The 17,509-nt window shown below is 61.0% G+C and carries 18 protein-coding genes; 2 read left to right on the top strand and 16 right to left on the bottom strand.

From position 1 onward, the window contains the following. The first annotated feature begins 123 nt into the window (after positions 1-123). Complete coding sequence (locus tag J3R84_RS02825; RefSeq protein WP_025426184.1) at positions 124-609, top strand: peroxiredoxin; 486 nt, start codon at positions 124-126, stop codon at positions 607-609. A 46-nt stretch (positions 610-655) separates the two neighbouring features. Here J3R84_RS02825 and rnhA read toward each other — a convergent pair whose 3' ends face one another. The 13 genes from rnhA to coxB form a co-directional block, all read right to left on the bottom strand. Continuing rightward, positions 656-1,120: a ribonuclease HI gene (rnhA, locus tag J3R84_RS02820; protein WP_025426183.1), complete on the bottom strand. Its 465-nt coding sequence runs from the start codon at positions 1,118-1,120 to the stop codon at positions 656-658. Further along, positions 1,117-2,097, bottom strand: a complete 981-nt coding sequence (locus J3R84_RS02815) for a homoserine kinase (protein WP_203527618.1) — start codon at positions 2,095-2,097, stop codon at positions 1,117-1,119. The genes rnhA and J3R84_RS02815 overlap by 4 nt, the downstream gene beginning before the upstream one ends. A gap of 36 nt (positions 2,098-2,133) precedes the next feature. Beyond that, positions 2,134-3,141 carry a 4-hydroxy-3-methylbut-2-enyl diphosphate reductase gene (gene ispH, locus J3R84_RS02810; RefSeq protein ID WP_203527619.1) on the bottom strand — a complete coding sequence of 336 codons (1,008 nt, stop codon included), beginning with the start codon at positions 3,139-3,141 and terminating at the stop codon, positions 2,134-2,136. Between the two features lie 3 nt (positions 3,142-3,144). Beyond that, on the bottom strand, positions 3,145-3,510 hold the full coding sequence (locus J3R84_RS02805; protein ID WP_025426180.1) for a DUF1304 domain-containing protein: 366 nt from the start codon (positions 3,508-3,510) through the stop codon (positions 3,145-3,147). A gap of 154 nt (positions 3,511-3,664) precedes the next feature. Beyond that, a complete protein-coding gene (locus J3R84_RS02800) occupies positions 3,665-4,408 on the bottom strand; it encodes an SURF1 family protein (protein ID WP_025426179.1) in 744 nt (247 codons plus the stop codon). Continuing rightward, a complete protein-coding gene (locus tag J3R84_RS02795) occupies positions 4,401-4,784 on the bottom strand; it encodes a DUF983 domain-containing protein (RefSeq protein WP_025426178.1) in 384 nt (127 codons plus the stop codon). Before J3R84_RS02795 ends, J3R84_RS02800 begins: the two co-directional genes overlap by 8 nt. After that, positions 4,781-5,275 carry a L,D-transpeptidase family protein gene (locus J3R84_RS02790; RefSeq protein ID WP_057211512.1) on the bottom strand — a complete coding sequence of 165 codons (495 nt, stop codon included), beginning with the start codon at positions 5,273-5,275 and terminating at the stop codon, positions 4,781-4,783. The genes J3R84_RS02795 and J3R84_RS02790 overlap by 4 nt, the downstream gene beginning before the upstream one ends. Before the next feature lie 99 nt (positions 5,276-5,374). Beyond that, positions 5,375-6,253 (bottom strand): cytochrome c oxidase subunit 3, encoded by an 879-nt coding sequence (locus J3R84_RS02785; RefSeq protein WP_025426176.1) that lies wholly within the window; start codon positions 6,251-6,253, stop codon positions 5,375-5,377. A 64-nt stretch (positions 6,254-6,317) separates the two neighbouring features. After that, complete coding sequence (locus J3R84_RS02780) at positions 6,318-6,917, bottom strand: cytochrome c oxidase assembly protein (protein WP_203527620.1); 600 nt, start codon at positions 6,915-6,917, stop codon at positions 6,318-6,320. Between the two features lie 12 nt (positions 6,918-6,929). Further along, a complete protein-coding gene (locus J3R84_RS02775) occupies positions 6,930-7,070 on the bottom strand; it encodes a cytochrome c oxidase system small membrane protein (RefSeq protein WP_025426174.1) in 141 nt (46 codons plus the stop codon). Continuing rightward, positions 7,070-8,026: a heme o synthase gene (locus J3R84_RS02770; RefSeq protein WP_025426173.1), complete on the bottom strand. Its 957-nt coding sequence runs from the start codon at positions 8,024-8,026 to the stop codon at positions 7,070-7,072. The genes J3R84_RS02775 and J3R84_RS02770 overlap by 1 nt, the downstream gene beginning before the upstream one ends. 98 nt (positions 8,027-8,124) lie before the next feature. Beyond that, positions 8,125-9,813 (bottom strand): cytochrome c oxidase subunit I, encoded by a 1,689-nt coding sequence (gene ctaD / locus J3R84_RS02765; protein ID WP_025426172.1) that lies wholly within the window; start codon positions 9,811-9,813, stop codon positions 8,125-8,127. Positions 9,814-9,833: 20 nt separating this feature from the next. Beyond that, positions 9,834-10,718 (bottom strand): cytochrome c oxidase subunit II, encoded by an 885-nt coding sequence (gene coxB, locus J3R84_RS02760; RefSeq protein ID WP_025426171.1) that lies wholly within the window; start codon positions 10,716-10,718, stop codon positions 9,834-9,836. Positions 10,719-11,073: 355 nt separating this feature from the next. Here coxB and J3R84_RS02755 point away from each other — a divergent pair, with 355 nt between their 5' ends. Beyond that, positions 11,074-11,604 (top strand): invasion associated locus B family protein, encoded by a 531-nt coding sequence (locus tag J3R84_RS02755; RefSeq protein ID WP_025426170.1) that lies wholly within the window; start codon positions 11,074-11,076, stop codon positions 11,602-11,604. A gap of 142 nt (positions 11,605-11,746) precedes the next feature. Here the strand turns inward: J3R84_RS02755 and ribB are convergent, their stop codons facing one another. The 3 genes from ribB to J3R84_RS02740 all read right to left on the bottom strand — a co-directional run bounded on the left by ribB (position 11,747) and on the right by J3R84_RS02740 (position 17,481). Beyond that, positions 11,747-12,847 (bottom strand): 3,4-dihydroxy-2-butanone-4-phosphate synthase, encoded by a 1,101-nt coding sequence (ribB, locus tag J3R84_RS02750; protein WP_025426169.1) that lies wholly within the window; start codon positions 12,845-12,847, stop codon positions 11,747-11,749. A 113-nt stretch (positions 12,848-12,960) separates the two neighbouring features. Then, the gene (aroC, locus tag J3R84_RS02745) at positions 12,961-14,061 is read right to left on the bottom strand and encodes a chorismate synthase (protein WP_025426168.1); all 1,101 of its coding nucleotides are present in this window, start codon (positions 14,059-14,061) and stop codon (positions 12,961-12,963) included. A 222-nt stretch (positions 14,062-14,283) separates the two neighbouring features. Next, a complete protein-coding gene (locus J3R84_RS02740) occupies positions 14,284-17,481 on the bottom strand; it encodes a bifunctional diguanylate cyclase/phosphodiesterase (RefSeq protein ID WP_203527621.1) in 3,198 nt (1,065 codons plus the stop codon). Positions 17,482-17,509: the final 28 nt, after the last annotated feature.

Genomic DNA, 17,509 nt, shown 5'->3' with positions numbered 1-17,509 from the left:
TGCCGGTTTCAGGCGGTTGGGTCCAAAAACAATCGCCGGAGACACCCGGACGCACAACTCAAGCCGCGACAACGCCCTGCCGGAACGCCGGTCTGGCCATGCGCGCAACGCAAGGAGAATGCCGTGACCATTGCCGTCGGAGACAAGCTGCCCGCTGCTACCTTCAAGGAAAAGACCGCCGATGGTCCGGTGGAAGTGACGACCGAACAGCTTTTCAAGGGCAAGCGCGTCGTGCTCTTTGCCGTGCCGGGCGCCTTTACCCCCACCTGCTCGCTCAACCATCTGCCCGGCTATCTCGAAAACCGTGACGCGATCCTGTCGCGCGGTATCGATGATATCGCCGTGGTTGCCGTCAACGACCTGCATGTCATGGGTGCCTGGGCGACATCGTCGGGCGGCATGGGCAAGATCCACTTTCTCTCGGACTGGAATGCCGCGTTCACCAAGGCACTCGGCATGGATATCGATCTGTCCGCCGGCACGCTCGGCGTCCGCTCCAAGCGTTATTCGATGCTTGTCGAAGACGGCGTGGTGAAGACGCTCAATCTTGAGGAAAGCCCGGGCCAGGCGACCGTATCGGGCGCCGCCGCGATGCTGGAGCAGCTCTAGGCTTAGACGTCACTGCGAATGAAAAACGGGCCATGCGGCCCGTTTTTCATTTTGCGAGAGGATCCGGACGGCGCCCCTTCTTGTAGGGCTCCATGCCCTTGCGGGCGAGTTCGTCGGCGCGCTCGTTTTCCGGATGGCCGGCATGGCCCTTAACCCAGTGCCAGGTGACTTTATGGCGGCGGTTGGCCTCGTCCAGCGCCTGCCAGAGTTCGCCGTTCTTCACCGGCTTCTTGTCCGCGGTCTTCCAGCCGTTTTTCTTCCAGCCGTGGATCCACTTGGAGATGCCGTCCATCACATATTTGCTGTCGGTATGCAGGTCGACCTCGCAGGCGTTCTTCAGCGCATCCAGCGCCGAGATCGCCGCCAGAAGCTCCATGCGGTTGTTGGTCGTTTCCGCCTCGCCCCCGCACATATCCTTTTCCACCTCGCCGTAGCGCAGCACCGCGCCCCAGCCGCCCGGCCCGGGGTTGCCCGAGCAGGCGCCGTCCGTAAAAATATCAACGTGTTTCATGCAGAGGTCTCTTCGATCCGGAGGCCGTATTCGGCGCTGGAAACGATCGCCCGGTGGAACCGGATCTTCGTCAAATATTCGAGCGGATCCTTCTTCACCACCAAGGCGCCGGCCGGCGTCATCAGCCAGTCGTAGAGGCGCGTCAGGAAGAAGCGCAGTGCCGAACCGCGGCAGAGCAGCGGCAGGGCTTCGACCTCATCCGCCGTCAGCTTGCGCACGCTCTCATAACCCGAAAGCAGCGCCATGCCCTTGGTGATATTGTAGGAGCCGTTCTTTTCGAAGCACCACGAGTTGAGGCAGACCGCCACATCGTAGGCGAGATAATCGTTGCAGGCGAAATAGAAGTCGATCAGGCCGGAAAGCTGGTCGCCGAGGAAGAAGACATTGTCGGGGAACAGATCGGCATGGATGACACCATCCGGCAGCGATTTCGGCCAATGGCTCTCGAGATGCGCAAGCTCGGCGGAAATCTCGTCCTTAAGGCCGGTCTGCACCTCGTCGGCGCGCGCCTCGGAATTGACCCATAGCGGCCGCCAACCGCCGACCGAAAGCGCATTGGTGCGCCTCAGGTCGAAGCCCTGGCTAGCGACATGCATCTCAGCCAACGCCCTGCCGACCTCGCGGCAATGCTTGGCCTCCGGCTTGCGAAGCCACATGCCTTCGAGGAACGAAATCATGGCGGCCGGACGGCCGGACAATTCGCCCAGCAGTTCGCCGTCGGAGCGCGGCAGGGGCAGCGGACAGGAAAGCCCGCGATCGGTCAGATGATGCATCAGCCCCAGGAAGAACGGCAGGTCACCTGCGTTCACCCGCTTCTCGTAGAGCGTGAGGATATAGGCGCCCTTTGTCGTGTGCAGCAGGAAGTTGGAGTTTTCGACCCCCTCGGCGATGCCCTTGTAGGACGTCAGCTGGCCGACGTCATAGGCCTCGAGAAAGGCGCTCAGGTCGTCTTCCGTGATATCGGTGTAAACTGCCACGGTCGTTCACTTTCAAATGCGGGCAAGATATGCGGGTTATTCGCCGTTGACGAAGGCCATGTCGGCGGCGGTCAGCGGCACGTGCCGGATCTCGCGGTTGACGAGGAAGTTCTCATTTTCCTCGACGGTGTCGGCAAGTTCAACGACGGCGTCGTAGCGCTCGCGGAACGCCTCGATGATCTCGTTGACGATGACCTCAGGCGCCGATGCGCCGGCAGACAGGCCGACGGTCGAGATTTCGCCGATCGAATCCCAGTCGATTTCCGCTGCCCGCTGCACGAGAACGGACTTTTTCGCGCCGGCTTTCAGCGCCACTTCGACCAGGCGCTTGGAGTTCGACGAGTTCGGCGCACCGACAACCAGGAACAGATCGCAGCCGGGTGCCGCCTGCTTGACCGCTTCCTGGCGGTTGGTGGTGGCATAGCAGATCGAGTCCGCAGCCGGCGCAGTCAGATTGGGGAAGCGCTCATGCAGCCGCTTGATGACCCCGGCAGTGTCGTCGACGGAGAGTGTGGTCTGGGTAACAAAACCGAGATTTTCCGGATCCGGCGGCATATAGACGTCCGCATCCTCGATCGTCTCGACGAGCGATACCGCGCCTTCCGGCAGTTGCCCCATGGTGCCGATGACTTCGGGGTGACCGGCATGGCCGATCAGCACCACGTGGCGGCCCAGCCGGTTGTGGCGCATCGCCTGCTTGTGCACCTTAGAGACCAGCGGACATGTGGCGTCGAGATAGAAGAGATTGCGTGTATCGGCATCCGCAGGCACCGATTTCGGCACGCCATGGGCGGAAAACACCACCGGCTGCTTGCGATGCTCCGGCGGGATCTCGTCGAGTTCCTCGACGAAAATGGCACCCTTGGCTTCCAGCCCTTCGACCACATAACGATTATGCACGATCTCGTGGCGAACATAGACCGGCGCGCCGAATTCCTTCAGCGCCAGGACGACGATCTGGATCGCCCGGTCGACGCCGGCGCAGAAACCGCGCGGCCCGCAAATGCGAATGGTGATCGGGGATTTTGCCGCGGATGATGCCATGGATCAGGATGCCAGTAGAACGAAAACAAGGGCTGCAATCGCCGGGCCGCCCTGGATCAACAGGATGCGCGGCTTGACGGACCACGCGCCATATATAGCGGCAACGATCACGCACACAAGGAAGAACACCTTCAACTCGAAGGCAAATGACGCCTCCGGCTGCAGAAGAGACCAGAAAAGACCAGCTGCGAGAAAGCCGTTGTAAAGCCCCTGGTTGGCGGCGAGCACCCGGGTCGCTTCCGCCTGCTCCACCGTCATGCGGAACACCGAACGTCCCTCAGGCCTCGTCCACAGAAACATCTCCAGCACGAGAAAACCGAGATGCAACAGCGCCGTCAGCGCGATCAGGATCGTCGATATCAAACCCATTCCACATGTCCCCCAACTGCGTCGGTCAGGGATAGCACGGCGCTACAGCCTGTTTCCTTAAGTCCTATTCGATTTAAGGATAAAAACATGCAGCAAATCAAAGTGCTACAGCGACCTTTGCGATAATAAGACGCGCGGCGCTGTAGAGGCCCGCCTATGGCTTGCGCCGCATCAGAAAAACGCCGCTGACGACGACCAGGGCTCCGGCAAGACCGTACCAGGTCAGCGCGTATTGCAGATGGCTGTTCGGCAGGTCGAACTGGGTAACGCCGCCGATCGGAAGCCCACCCGGATTGGGCGTAGCATCGGCGTCGACGAAGAACGGTACGACCTTCTCGGCGGGAAGCCCGACCGAAGATGCCATCGTGTCGAGGTCCTTCCAGTAAAAGATATTCTTGGCGAGGTCATTGTCCGGGACCAGCGACGACGGCTTTTCGGCGAGCTTCGGCCTTGCGAGGCCATGGATGGCCACGGACGCCGGAAGCTCGCCCGCGAGACGGGTCGACGAATCCTTCAGTTCGAAGGGAACGAAACCGCGGTTGACGAACAAGGCACGGCCGTCCTCGATATTCAGCGGCGTAAAGACATAGTAGCCGGTGCGACCGTTGTAGGTCGCGAAGAAGTGCCGCTCCTTGCTGTGGTCGAAGGTGCCGGAAACATTGACGGTGCGATAATCGATATCGCCGCCTTCGGCTGAAATCTTTTCGACCTCGGCAAGCGTCACCGGCGGCGCCGACCGCCGTTCAGCGATCGCTTGAAGCAGGCCCTCTTTCCAGTGCAGCCGCTGCATCTGCCAGGTGCCGAGCGAAATGAGGATGGCGAAGACGATAGCGAGCACGGCGAATGCGCCGAGGCGCGCAACAAGGCTGCCCTTCTTCCTGGTCTCGATCTCAGCCACGGTCGATCTCGCCGGGCCGCGCGTTGTTGCGATACTGCAGGTTGATAAGGATGCCCTTCAGCATGCGCGTCAGGCCGAGGCTGAGCACGATCGCCAGCGGTATCCAGAGCAGGAAATGCAGCCAGAGCGGTGGATTGAGGTTTACCTCCATCCACAGTGCCGCACCGACGACGATGAAGCCGACAATCAGGATGACGAAGACGACAGGACCATCGCCGGAATCGGCGAAACGATAGTCGAGATCGCAGCTGGCGCAGGCGGGCTTTACCGTCAGGAACCCATCGAACAGCTTTCCCTGGCCGCATCGCGGGCAATGGCCTTTGATACCTGCCATGACCGGGTCGACCGGCGGATAGAGGGCTTTGTCGTCACTCACGGATTGATCTCGATCGGGGTGTTGTTGGGAACCAGGTCCCAGATTTCATCCATTTCGGCATTCGTAACCGCAATGCAGCCGTCCGTCCAATCGAACATCTGCGTCATAAACGCCAGCCAGCCGAAATAATTGCGCTGGCCGTGGATCATGATCATGCCACCGGGGTCGACGCCCTTAGCTGCCGCTGCCTTGATATCCTCGGGTCTCGGATAGGAGACGTGCATCGACAGGTGATAGCCGCTCTTGTCGTTGCGCCAATCGAGGACATAGAGGCCTTCCGGCGTTCGCCGGTCACCTTCGCGTTCCTTGTGACCGATGGGATTGCCGCCAAGAGCGACCGAATACTGGCGCAGCATCTCTCCACCCCGGTAGAGCTGCAGGATGCGCTTCTCCTTGTGCACCACCACGCGGTCGGCCGGATCGCCGGCAGAGGCTGAAAAGCATCCTGCCAGAAGCCAGGCCGTCGTCACCGCAGCCACGCGAATATTCATGTCGGCTCGCCCCATCGATTCCGCCGTAATGCAAACAAAAAATAAGGCGGCTGCATGGTCGCAGCCGCCTTATCGAGAAGAGCTTGCGCTCAAATCTTCTTACATGTGAGCGACCGGCGCGCCCCAACCACCCCAGATGTAGATGGAGAAGAAGAGGAACAGCCAGACGACGTCAACGAAGTGCCAGTACCAGGCCGCCGCTTCGAAGCCGAAGTGCTGCTTCGGCGTGAAGTCGCCACGCAGCGCGCGCAGCAGGCAGACGAGCAGGAAGATCGTACCAACGAGAACGTGGAAGCCGTGGAAGCCGGTCGCCATGAAGAAGGTCGCGCCGTAGATCGAGTCCTTGAAGGCGAACGGAGCGTGAGCGTATTCGTAGGCCTGGACGTAGGAAAACAGCACGCCGAGCACGACCGTCAGCGACAGGCCGTAGACGAGGCCCTTGCGGTCGTTGTGGAGCAGTGCGTGGTGCGCCCAGGTGACCGTCGTGCCGGAAAGCAGCAGGATGACGGTGTTGTAGAGCGGCAGATGCCAGGGGTCGAGAACCTCGATGCCCTTCGGCGGCCAGACACCACCGGTGAAGGCGGCGCGGGTTGCCTGAATGGCTTCGCCCGGGAACAGGCTGGCGTCGAAGTAGGCCCAGAACCAGGCGACGAAGAACATCACTTCCGAAGCGATGAACATGATCATGCCGTAGCGCAGGTGCAGCGAGACGACGCGGGTGTGGTGACCCTCGTGCGCTTCCTTCACCGTGTCCGACCACCAGCCGTACATGGTGTAGAGAACGACTGTGAGGCCGATGAAGAAGACCCACGGATTGGCAAGGTCAGCGCCGAACAGCTTGAAGGAGCCGCCCGAGAGATAGCGCATGTAGCCGACACCGCCGAACGCCATGACGAATGCGCCGATCGAGGCAAGCAACGGCCAGGGGCTCGGGTCGATGATGTGGTAGTCGTGATTCTTCTGATGTGCATCGGCCATGTCAGTAATCCCCGATAGGTCTTTCTCTTGTCGCCCTTTCGGCATAGCCGAAACGGGCCTCCAGTCAAAGTTTGTTCTCAGTTTCGCCCGTCTTCACCTGTGCGACCGGCTTCGACGGCTCGCGTGGGTAGAAGGTGTAGGAAAGTGTCAGTGTCTTGATGTCCTTGGTCTCTACCGCCTTGACCATGTCCGGATCGACGAAGAATACCACCGGCATCTCCATCTCCTCTCCCGGCTGCAGTGTTGTCTCGGTAAAGCAGAAGCATTGAACCTTGTTGAAATAGGCACCGGCCTGCATCGGCGTGACGTTGAACGACGCCTGCCCGGTCGTCGGCTTCGACGAAAGGTTCTTGGCGCGGTACATCACCTGTACCGTCTCGCCGATCCGCACATCGATGTCGCGTTGAACCGGCCTGAACTCCCACGGCAGGCCGCCGGAGGTATTGGCGTCGAAGGTCACCTTGACCTTTTCGTCGAGAATGACATCCGATGCCTGCTCGACGCGCTGCGTCGTGCCGTTATAGCCGGTGACGCGGCAGAACATGTCATAGAGCGGCACGGCCGCATAGGCCATGCCGGTCATGCCGACGACGAAGGCAATGCAAGTACCGACGATAGCGCCGTTGGAGCGCTGCTTCTGCTGAGGGTCCTGAGAGGTCGTCATATCGCGCTTCCCTCAGTTGACCATGCCGTTGCCGAACTTGATCAGCGTGACGACGTAAAAGAGGACGACCAGGCCAGCCAGCACGATACCGAGCGCAATGTTGCGGCCGCGGCGGGACTTCTTCTGGGCTTCGTTCAGCTTGACGGTTTCCATCAGGCAACACTCCCGGCATTCAGCCAGATATTGACGATCAGGTGATCCGCCATCAGGGCGGAGAAGATCACGAACAGATACATGATCGAGAAGGCGAAAAGCTTCTTGGCGGGCAGCATGCGCTCATCCGCCTCAGGCATGCGCAGCACGCCGATCGAATACCAAACGAAGCCCAGGCCTAGTGCCGCTGCAACCGCGCCATACCCGATGCTCGCAAAACCGAGCAAGGTGGGACAGATGCCGATCAGGGCCGTCAGGACTGCATAGATGACGATCTGCTTCTTGGTGGTTGCCTGGCCGCAGACGTTGGGCAGCATCGGCACGCCGACGGCGCCGTAGTCGCCCATCTTGAACAGCGCCAGCGCCCAGAAATGCGCTGGCGTCCACAGGAAGGTGATGAGGAACAGGACGATGCTTTCCACCGATACGCCGCCGGTCACGCACGCCCAGCCGATCATCGGCGGGAAGGCACCGGCAGCACCGCCGATGACGATGTTCTGCGGCGTCGAGCGCTTGAGCCACATCGTATAGATGACGGCGTAGAAGAAGATGGTGAAGGCGAGCAACCCGGCTGCGAGCCAATTGACGGCGAGCCCGAGGATGATCACGGAAAAGGCGGAGAGCGTCAGGCCGAAGGCGAGGGCTTCCTCGGGCAGGATCTTGCCTGCAGGGATCGGGCGCTTGGCCGTGCGGGTCATGACCGCGTCGATGTCGGCGTCATACCACATATTGAGCGCGCCTGAGGCGCCGGCGCCAACAGCGATGCACAGGATGGCGATGAAACCAATGAAGGGATTGATATGTCCGGGTGCAAGCACGAGGCCTGCAAGCGCAGTGAACACAACGAGCGACATGACGCGGGGTTTCAGAAGCTCGAAATAATCGCGTGCAGAGGCCTCGGACAGGCGCGGTGCACCACCCCTGCCAACTGCTTCGTGATTGTCGATGACCGTCATGTCTCGTCCTTGATCGTCTTTTGCCCATACGGGCCGTCTTTTGCCGGTTCTCCGGCGGGGTGAAGCCGCCGGGATCGGCGGCTTCTGTTTCTTTCCCATCACTTGATGCGCGGGAGTTGTTCCCACTGGTGGAACGGCGGCGGCGAAGACAGCTGCCATTCCAGCGTGTTCGCACCCTCGCCCCACGGATTGTCGCCAGCGACGCGCTTCTTTGCGAAGGCTTCAGCGACACAGAAGAGGAAGATCAGCACGCCGACGGCTGCGATGTACGAGCCGTAGGACGACACCATGTTCCAGCCGGCATAGGCATCCGGATAGTCGATGTAGCGGCGCGGCATGCCGGCGAGACCCAGGAAGTGCTGCGGGAAGAAGATCAAGTTCACACCGATGAACATGACCCAGAAGTGCAGCTTGCCGAGGAACTCGGAGTACATGTAGCCGGTCATCTTCGGGAACCAGTAGTACCAGGCAGCGAAGATCGCGAACACGGCGCCGAGCGACAGAACGTAGTGGAAGTGAGCAACCACGTAGTAGGTGTCGTGCAGCGAACGGTCGAGACCGGCGTTGGCGAGCTGAACGCCCGTGACACCACCGACGGTGAACAGGAAGATGAAGCCGATCGCCCAGACCATCGGGGTCGTGAAGCGGATCGAACCACCCCACATCGTCGCGATCCACGAGAAGATCTTCACGCCGGTCGGAACAGCGATAACCATCGTCGCGAAGACGAAGTAACGCTGCGTGTCGAGCGACATGCCGACGGTGTACATGTGGTGCGCCCACACGATGAAGCCGACGGCGCCGATCGCGACCATGGCGTAGGCCATGCCGAGGTAGCCGAAGATCGGCTTACGCGAGAAGGTGGAAACGATGTGGCTGACGATGCCGAAGCCCGGCAGGATCAGGATGTACACTTCCGGGTGACCGAAGAACCAGAACAGGTGCTGGAACAGGATCGGGTCGCCGCCGCCTTCAGGCGCGAAGAAGGCCGTGCCGAAGTTGCGGTCGGTCAGCAGCATGGTGATGCCACCTGCCAGAACCGGCAGCGAGAGCAGAAGCAGGAAGGCGGTGATCAGAACCGACCAGGCAAACAGCGGCATCTTGTGCAGCGTCATGCCCGGAGCGCGCATGTTCAGGATCGTGGTGATGAAGTTGATCGCGCCGAGGATCGACGAGGCACCGGCGATGTGCAGGCCAAGGATCACAAGATCCATCGCCGGCCCGGGCATGCCTGATGTCGAGAATGGTGGATAGATCGTCCATCCGCCCCCCGCACCATAGGCGCCTGCCGGACCTTCGACGAACATCGAAAGCAGAACCAGCAGAAAGGCCGGAATGATCAGCCAGAAGGAGATGTTGTTCATGCGCGGGAACGCCATGTCCGGCGCGCCGATCATGATCGGAACCATCCAGTTGGCGAAGCCCCCGATCAGCGCCGGCATGACCATGAAGAAGATCATGATGAGCGCGTGCGCGGTCGTGAACACGTTGAACATGTGCTTGCCGCCGTCGATGGCAGCATCGCCCTCGAAGCCGTAAACCATCTGCGCCAGACCGTGGAAGATCTGGATGCCCGGTTCCTGCAGCTCGGCGCGCATGAACACCGACAGCGTGCCGCCGATGATGCCCGCGATGATCGCGAAGATCAGGTAGAGCGTGCCGATGTCCTTGTGGTTGGTTGACAGAAACCAGCGCTGAAAGAAGGTCAACGGCTTGTGCGCGTGGTCTGCGTGACCATGATCGGAGTGATCATGGCGTTGGTCGTGATGAGCGGCTGTTCCAGCCATGGGTCGAGCTCCCCTTCCGATTACTGTGCGGCGTTGGCAGCGACGTCAACGGCCTTGGCCGCGCCGTCGATGGACGCCATGAGCGCCTTGTTCGCATCGCCGATATTGGTTGCGGCGGCAGCGAGCCAGGCGTCGTATTTTTCCTGCGAAACAACGCGGATGGCGATCGGCATATAGGCGTGGTCCTTGCCGCAGAGCTCGGAACACTGGCCGTAATAGAGGCCTTCGCGGTCAGCCTTGAACCAGGTTTCGTTCAGGCGGCCGGGAACGGCATCGATCTTAACGCCGAAGGCAGGCATTGCGAAAGCGTGGATGACGTCGGCAGCCGTGACGAGCACACGAACGGTCTTGCCGACCGGAACGACGACTTCGTTGTCGACGGCGAGCAGACGCGGGTATTCGGCCTTGTCTTCCTTGCCGAGACCCGCACGATCTTCTTCCTTCATCAGCAGACTGTCGAAGGAGAGCGGGCTTTCGCCGACTTCATATTCATAGGACCAGTACCACTGGTTGCCCGTCGCCTTGACCGTCAGGTCCGGATTCTGCGGCGGCGTCAGCTGCGCGGTCAGAAGCTGGAAGGACGGGATCGCCAGGAATAGCAGGATGATGACCGGACCAACGGTCCAGACAACTTCGATAGCGGTGTTGTGGCTGGTCTTGGAGGGAACCGGGTTGACGCTCTCACGGAATTTGACCACCACGACAATCAGCAGCAGGAGGACAAAAAGAGTGATCGGAATGATGAACCACAGGGTATAGTGCTCAAACCACGTGATCTCTTCCATAATGCCCGTCGCAGCCGTCTGAAAGTTCGTCTGCCAATCGACAGGCTTGTCAGCGAAGGCGCTCGAAGCAAAAAGCAGACAGGCAAGCGCTGCCATAACTGCATAAGCCTTATTTTTCACAATATGTCTCCCCAATGCGCTTGATCAGGATCAAACCGGAACGCAGAATCCCTGCGATACTGCAGCGCTTCAAACCACAGTTTGCCCAACGCCGCAACATCTGTGCAATCAACCCCATGCGGCATTTTTGCACAAATGCGACTTTTCTCACAGGCACCCCTCGGAACCCCCAGCGAATCGACTTATATGTCCCGGTCTGCGCCACTGACGGCGCTATCACGCCACATCAGCGCGACAATGGCGCTCCGCGAGCCCAATTTCCGCCATATGGCGCTGGAATGTACCCCACAGGGCTTTTCATTTTCTCCCGCGCGCTTCAAGAATAGCCCTGATGATTCGACGTTTTGAGGTTTACATGGGCCTGCCCCTTTTCTCCCGACTGTCGGCTCTTGCCGCTCTCGGATTTGCCGTCCTCGCCCTTCCTACGGCGAGTGCTGCCCAACAACCCGCTGGCGCGCCCGGAACGGTCAAGTCCAACCATGGCGCATGGTCGATCGTCTGCGATCAGCCGGCAGGTGCGTCAACCGACCAATGCGCCCTGATGCAGAACGTCATCGCCGAGGACCGGCCGGAAGTCGGCCTCTCGGTCGTCGTGCTGAAGACCGCCGACCGCAAGGCGAAGATCCTGCGCGTTCTGGCGCCGCTCGGCGTGCTGTTGCCGAACGGCCTTGGCCTCAACGTCGACGGCAAGGATATCGGCCGCGCCTATTTCGTGCGCTGCTTCTCCGACGGCTGCTATGCCGAGGTCGTGCTCGAAGACGAACTGTTGAAGACCTTCCGTTCCGGCGCGACGGCAACCTTCATCGTCTTCCAGTCGCCGGAAGAAGGCATTGGCATTCCGGTCGACCTCAAAGGCTTCGGCGAAGGCTACGACGCCCTGCCGTGATGGCACTCGCCACAGACCGATTTTCAAAGCCGCGCCTCGTGCGCGGCTTTTTCGTTTCGAACACCAAGAACCGCGCAAAAAAAGCAAAAGCCCGGATGTTCGTCCGGGCTTGCGAGGTGTGCAGACGTGCAATCGCTCAGCGTCAGATGATGTCTGTCGCGGCGATCTTGATGCCGAAGCCTTCGAGGCCGACATAGTGGCGCTCGCGTGAGGCGATGAGCCGGATGGAGCTGATGCCGAGATCCTTCAGAATCTGTGCGCCGAGGCCGATCTCCAGCCACTCGCTTTCACGAGCCTGCGCCTCGTCATGGGCTTCGCGTTCATGCTTGCCCTTGCGGGCGGTCTGCGACACGCCGACGCCGACCGAGCCTTCGCGCAGATAGACGATGACGCCCCTGCCCTCTTCGGCCATGCGCTTCATGATCCGGTCGATCTGGCAGTCCTTGCCGAAAACGTCGGCACCGACATTTTCAAGGTGCAGGCGAACCGGAATGTCGACGCCGTCGCGGATGTCGCCGAAGACGACGGCGAGGTGTTGCATCGGATCCCAGGGGAGCGAGTAGGAATGTCCCTTGGCCATGCCGTAGGGTGTCTCGATGTCGAACGAACCGCCCTGCTCGATCAGCGTTTCCTTGCGCTGACGGTAGGCGATCAGGTCGGCGACGGAAACCTGCTTCAAACCGTGCTTTTCGGCAAACGCGCTGACCTGCGGGCCGCGCGTGACGGTACCGTCGTCATTGACCAGTTCGCAGATGACGCCGATCGGCGGCAGGCTTGCGAGCTTGCAGAGATCGACGGCCGCCTCCGTGTGGCCCGAGCGCATCAGAACGCCGCCTTCGCGGGCAACCAGCGGGAAGATGTGGCCCGGCCGCACAAAATCGGTCGGGCCGACATTGGGGTTGGCAAGGTTGCGCACCGTCAGCGTGCGATCGTCAGCGGAGATGCCGGTTGTCGTGCCGTGTTTGAAGTCGACCGAGACGGTAAAGGCGGTGGTGTGCGCCGAGTCGTTCTCTGCCACCATGGCATTGAGATTGAGGCGCTTTGCCTCTTCGCGCGGCATCGGCGTGCAGACGATGCCCGAGGTGTGGCGCACGATGAAGGCCATTTTCTCCGGCGTGCAATGGACCGCGGCGACGATCAGGTCGCCTTCGTTCTCACGGCCGCCATCGTCGGTGACGACGACAATCTCGCCGGCTTCGAAGGCACGGATGGCATCAACGACACGCTTCTGGTCATAGGACATCTTGTTCTTCCCGAATTACTTACAGCGGCGCGCCTGTCTAGGAGCGCAAGGGTCGCCGTAACACTTTGAGTTGCTGCATAATTTTGCCCTTAAATCGATCCCGATTTAAGGAGTTATGCAGTAAGCCGGCCGGTCTGGCCGCGGTCACGCAGGTAGTGATCCGCAATCGTGCAGGCAACCATTGCCTCGCCGATCGGCACGGCGCGGATGCCGACACAGGGGTCATGACGTCCCTTGGTGCGCACATCCACCTCGTTACCGTCACTGTCGATCGAACGACGCTCGGTGAGGATAGAAGAAGTCGGCTTGATCGCAAAGCGGGCGATGACCGGCTGGCCGGTCGAAATGCCGCCAAGGATGCCGCCGGCATTGTTGGACAGGAAGACCGGCTTGCCGTCTTCGCCGATGCGCATCTCGTCGGCATTTTCCTCGCCGGTAATTTCGGCGGCGCCAAAGCCGTTGCCGATCTCGACACCCTTGACGGCGTTGATCGACATCAGGTTTGCAGCGATGTCCTGGTCGAGCTTGGCGTAGATCGGCGCACCGATGCCGGCCGGCACGCCCTCGGCCACCACTTCGACGACGGCGCCGATGGACGAGCCGGACTTGCGGATGCCATCCAGATATGCCTCCCAGACGGGCACGATCGCCGGGTCCGGCGCAAAGAACGGATTGTTGTTGACCTCGGCCCAATCCCAGTTGGCGCGGTCGATCTTGTGCTTGCCGATCTGGACGAGTGCAGCGCGCACGACCAGCCCCGGCACCACCTTGCGGGCGATGCCGCCGGCAGCAACGCGCGCCGCCGTTTCGCGCGCCGACGAACGGCCGCCACCGCGGTAATCGCGAATACCGTATTTGACGTCGTAGGTGTAGTCGGCATGCCCCGGGCGATAACGCTTGGAGATCTCCGAATAATCCTTCGAACGCTGGTCGGTGTTTTCGATCAGCATCGAGATCGGTGTGCCGGTGGAAATCATCGTCTCACCGTCCTCATCCAGCATCACACCGGAGAGAACCTTGACGAGATCGTCCTCACGGCGCTGCGTGACGAAGCGTGACTGGCCGGGTTTGCGCTTGTCGAGCCAGGCCTGAAGTTCGCCGAGCGTGAAACGAATGCCGGGGGGGCAGCCGTCCACCACACAGCCAAGCGCCGGGCCGTGGCTTTCGCCCCAGGTGGTGACGCGGAAGAGGTGACCGAAGGTATTGTGCGACATAAGGCAACCGAACTCTGAGAAGCAACGGACGTACATGTTTCATGTACGGGCGCCCCTCTCTTAGTGCAAAGCCGGGACAGGGGGAAGTCTTTCCGACCACCGCTTAGGCACGTCGCGATCTTTCAGATCAACCCGTTGCGCTTCAGTTCTCTTGTTCCTGGGCGTGTCGCGCGAAACCGCGGCATAATTTTGCGGGACATATATCGGGAATTTGCAAGCGCCTCAGGAAGCGAGTCTCAACCCCCGATCTGTCGCAAATGCCAAGAAGTTCTCTGCGCTCAGCGGCTTCGAGAAGGCATAGCCCTGCAGCAGATCGCAGCCGAGAATGCCGAGCATCTCGGCATGTGCCATGGTCTCGACCCCTTCTGCCACCGTCTCGATGCCGAGCGAGCGAGCGATATCGATGATCGACCGGATCATCGCCTGTTCGGTGCGGGCGCCGAGAACCGGGACCACGAGCTGCCGGTCGATCTTCAACCGCTTCGGCTTGATCTTGAGCAGGCTGACGATAGACGTATGGCCCGTGCCGAAATCGTCGATCTCGATGTCGATACCGAGCTTCTTGATACCCTCGATATTGGCGGTGACGATGTCGTCGCTTTCATCGAGGAAGATCGACTCCACCAGCTCGAAGGAAATCTGCCCCGGCACGATGCTCAAGCCTTCGAGCGAGGCGAGTAGCCGCTCGTCCTGCAGGCGCTTGGCCGAGACATTGACGGAGATCTTCGGCACCCGCAGACCGGCAGCCGCCCATCGCATCTGGTCGGCCAGCGATTTCTCCAGGACGAGGCGGTCAAGCGCCGCGGTGACGTTCAGTTCATCGGCGATCGCCAGGAACTTGTCCGGCGTCAGAATGCCCTGGCGCGGATGGCGCCAGCGGATGAGCGCTTCCACACCGGAGAGTGCCAATGTCGAGGCGTCGAACTGCGGCTGGTACCAGGGCACGAACTCGTCGCGCTCGATGCCTTCGAGGATTTCATCGGCGACGCGCTTGGCGGTGACGACTTCAGCCTGGAGCATCTGGGTAAAGAACTGATAGCGGTTGCGGCCGTTTTCCTTCGCCCGGTAGAGCGCCATGTCGGCATTGACCAGCAGCTTGCGTGCGTCGGCATGCGCCTGGCGGGCCACGGCGACGCCGATGCTGACGCCGAAGCGACAGGGAAATCCGTTGTAATCGACGGGCTGGCGCATTTCCGCGATGATCCGATCGCAGAGCGCCGCAAGTTCGGCAGCGCCCGGCGCGCCGGTGACGACGACGACGAATTCGTCGCCCCCGATGCGCGCCACCATGTCACCCGGCGCCATGTTGGAACGCAGGATCTCCGACGCATGAACCAGCATCGCATCGCCGGCCGCATGGCCGAGCGTGTCGTTGATCTGCTTGAAACGGTCGAGGTCGATGTGAAGGATGGCAATGCTCTGGAGCGCATCGGTGTTCTGGCCGGTCAGACGCTCAAGCGCCTTGTCCAGCATCCGGCGATTGCCCAGGCCCGTCAGCGGATCGTGCAGCGAATTGTGCTCGATGCGGATGCGTGCCTGTTCGAGCTCGGCATTCTTGGCGTCGGCCATCGCCTTGGCGGCGCGCAATTGCTCGGTCATCACCACGTCGTCGGTCACATCAAGCGCGATGCCGACCAGTTTCCTGCGCCCCTCCGGCGAGACATGCAATTTGCCGACCGAACGAATGTGGCGGACAGCGCCCTCCGTCAGCACCACGCGGGCCTGGTGTACATAGGTTTCGCGCGCGCCGATGGTTTCGCGCGCGCCGATCGCCGTGTTGACCGCCGATAGCGCGGATCCGCGATCGTCGGGATGCAGCGCGTTGAGCCATGTCGCTTCGTTCGTTGCGCCGTCGGTGTAGACCAACCCGTAGAGCTGGTGCATGCGCTCGTCCCAATAGGTGACGTTGCTGTCGAGATCCGCTTCCCACATGCCGCAGCGATAGCTGTCGAGCGCCAGATCGAGCCGACGCGACAGCTTTTCCAGATCCTGCTCGCGCTCGTAAAGCCCCATGAGGGCCTGCTCGAGCTCCAGGTTCTGCTGGTCAACCTGGGCCTTGGCAGCCCCAAGCCTTTCATTCTTGAGCACGTCATCGGTGACATCCCAGCTGATGCCGGTGATCTTGGACCGGCCATCAACCCCCTGATGGCCGGAGCCGACATTGCGGATATGGCGTATGCTGTCGTCGGCCAGCACGACCCGATACTGCGAGCGGTACTCCAGGCCCTCATCAAGGCTGCGGAAGAGCGCGTTGGCGGCGATACCGACATCATCCGGGTGCACGGTCGAGCGCCATTCATCGTAGGTCGGCTCGTCATCATGGACCGTAAGCCCATGCAGATGGAACATGCGATCGTCCCAGGAGCGCTCCTGCGTGGCCTGGTCGATCTCCCATATGCCGATCTTGGAAGCTTCGAGCGCCAGGTTGAGACGATGCGAAAGCGTCATCACCTCGCCTTCGCGCGCCCGGAGCTTGGCGATGTTGCGCTGGCGCTCGTTGACCAGCCCGCCGGCCAGCAGAATAGGAATGACAACGACGGCGACCGCCGCCGCGATCGCCAAGCGCAGGTCCCTGCTGTTTTGGGGCAACTTTTCCCAGCCGCCGATCGGTGTCGCCGCCAACTCCCAGACACCACCAGGCAGAGTGAGCTGGCGTTTGGCCGGTGCCATTCGAAACACACTGTCGTCACCGAAGAAGGCATCCTGGATACGCTCCGGTTCCGACACGTCGCGGATTGCGAGATGCACGTCGACATGACGGTGGTCGCCGGTGAATTCCGGCGTTTCGACACCTTCCTCAAGCAGGCGGGCGGATCGGTAGAGAGCCCTTTCATCGAGGATTGCTTCAACGTAGCCCCATCGCTCCATGCGCCCCTGGATCTTGGCGAAGACCGGCAGGAAGAGTTCAAAGCCGTTGCGCCCGCTCGGCAAACGGATCGGCCCGATCATGACCGGTTTTACCGTGGACGATGCGCGCTCAACGGCGCGGCGAGTCGCCCCGAATTTGTTGAAGTCGGTGCCGACGAACCATTGCTGGCTTTCGCGCGGAAAGGCGATGCGAACAACGCCGCCCGGGGCCGCCGACGCACGCACCATTTGCGGATTCTGCAGCAGCAATTTGGTCGACATGATGGTGAAATCATCGGCGGTCATCTCGGGATGGACACCAATGCTGTTGGCGAAACCGTTGAGGGCCGCAATATTGGTATTGACCTCCGACTGGAGGCGATTGGCAATGAGGTTCAGTTCATTCTCGACGTCGATCCTGAGATCACTGCGGGCGTTTTCGCGGTTTTGGCGCTCATAGACATGGCCGCCGCTAAAGACGACGATGCCCGCGATGGCGGCCGGTATCAGCGACGGTTTCGCAAATCTGGCTGCCGCCCGAATGCGTTGGCGCAGAACGTCAACAATCTTCACTCTATTCCCCTCGATCCCCAACCGAAGG

The sequence above is a fragment of the Ensifer canadensis genome (assembly GCF_017488845.2).
Lineage (GTDB): Bacteria > Pseudomonadota > Alphaproteobacteria > Rhizobiales > Rhizobiaceae > Ensifer > Ensifer canadensis.
This window is presented reverse-complemented; position numbering and strand designations above follow the sequence as displayed.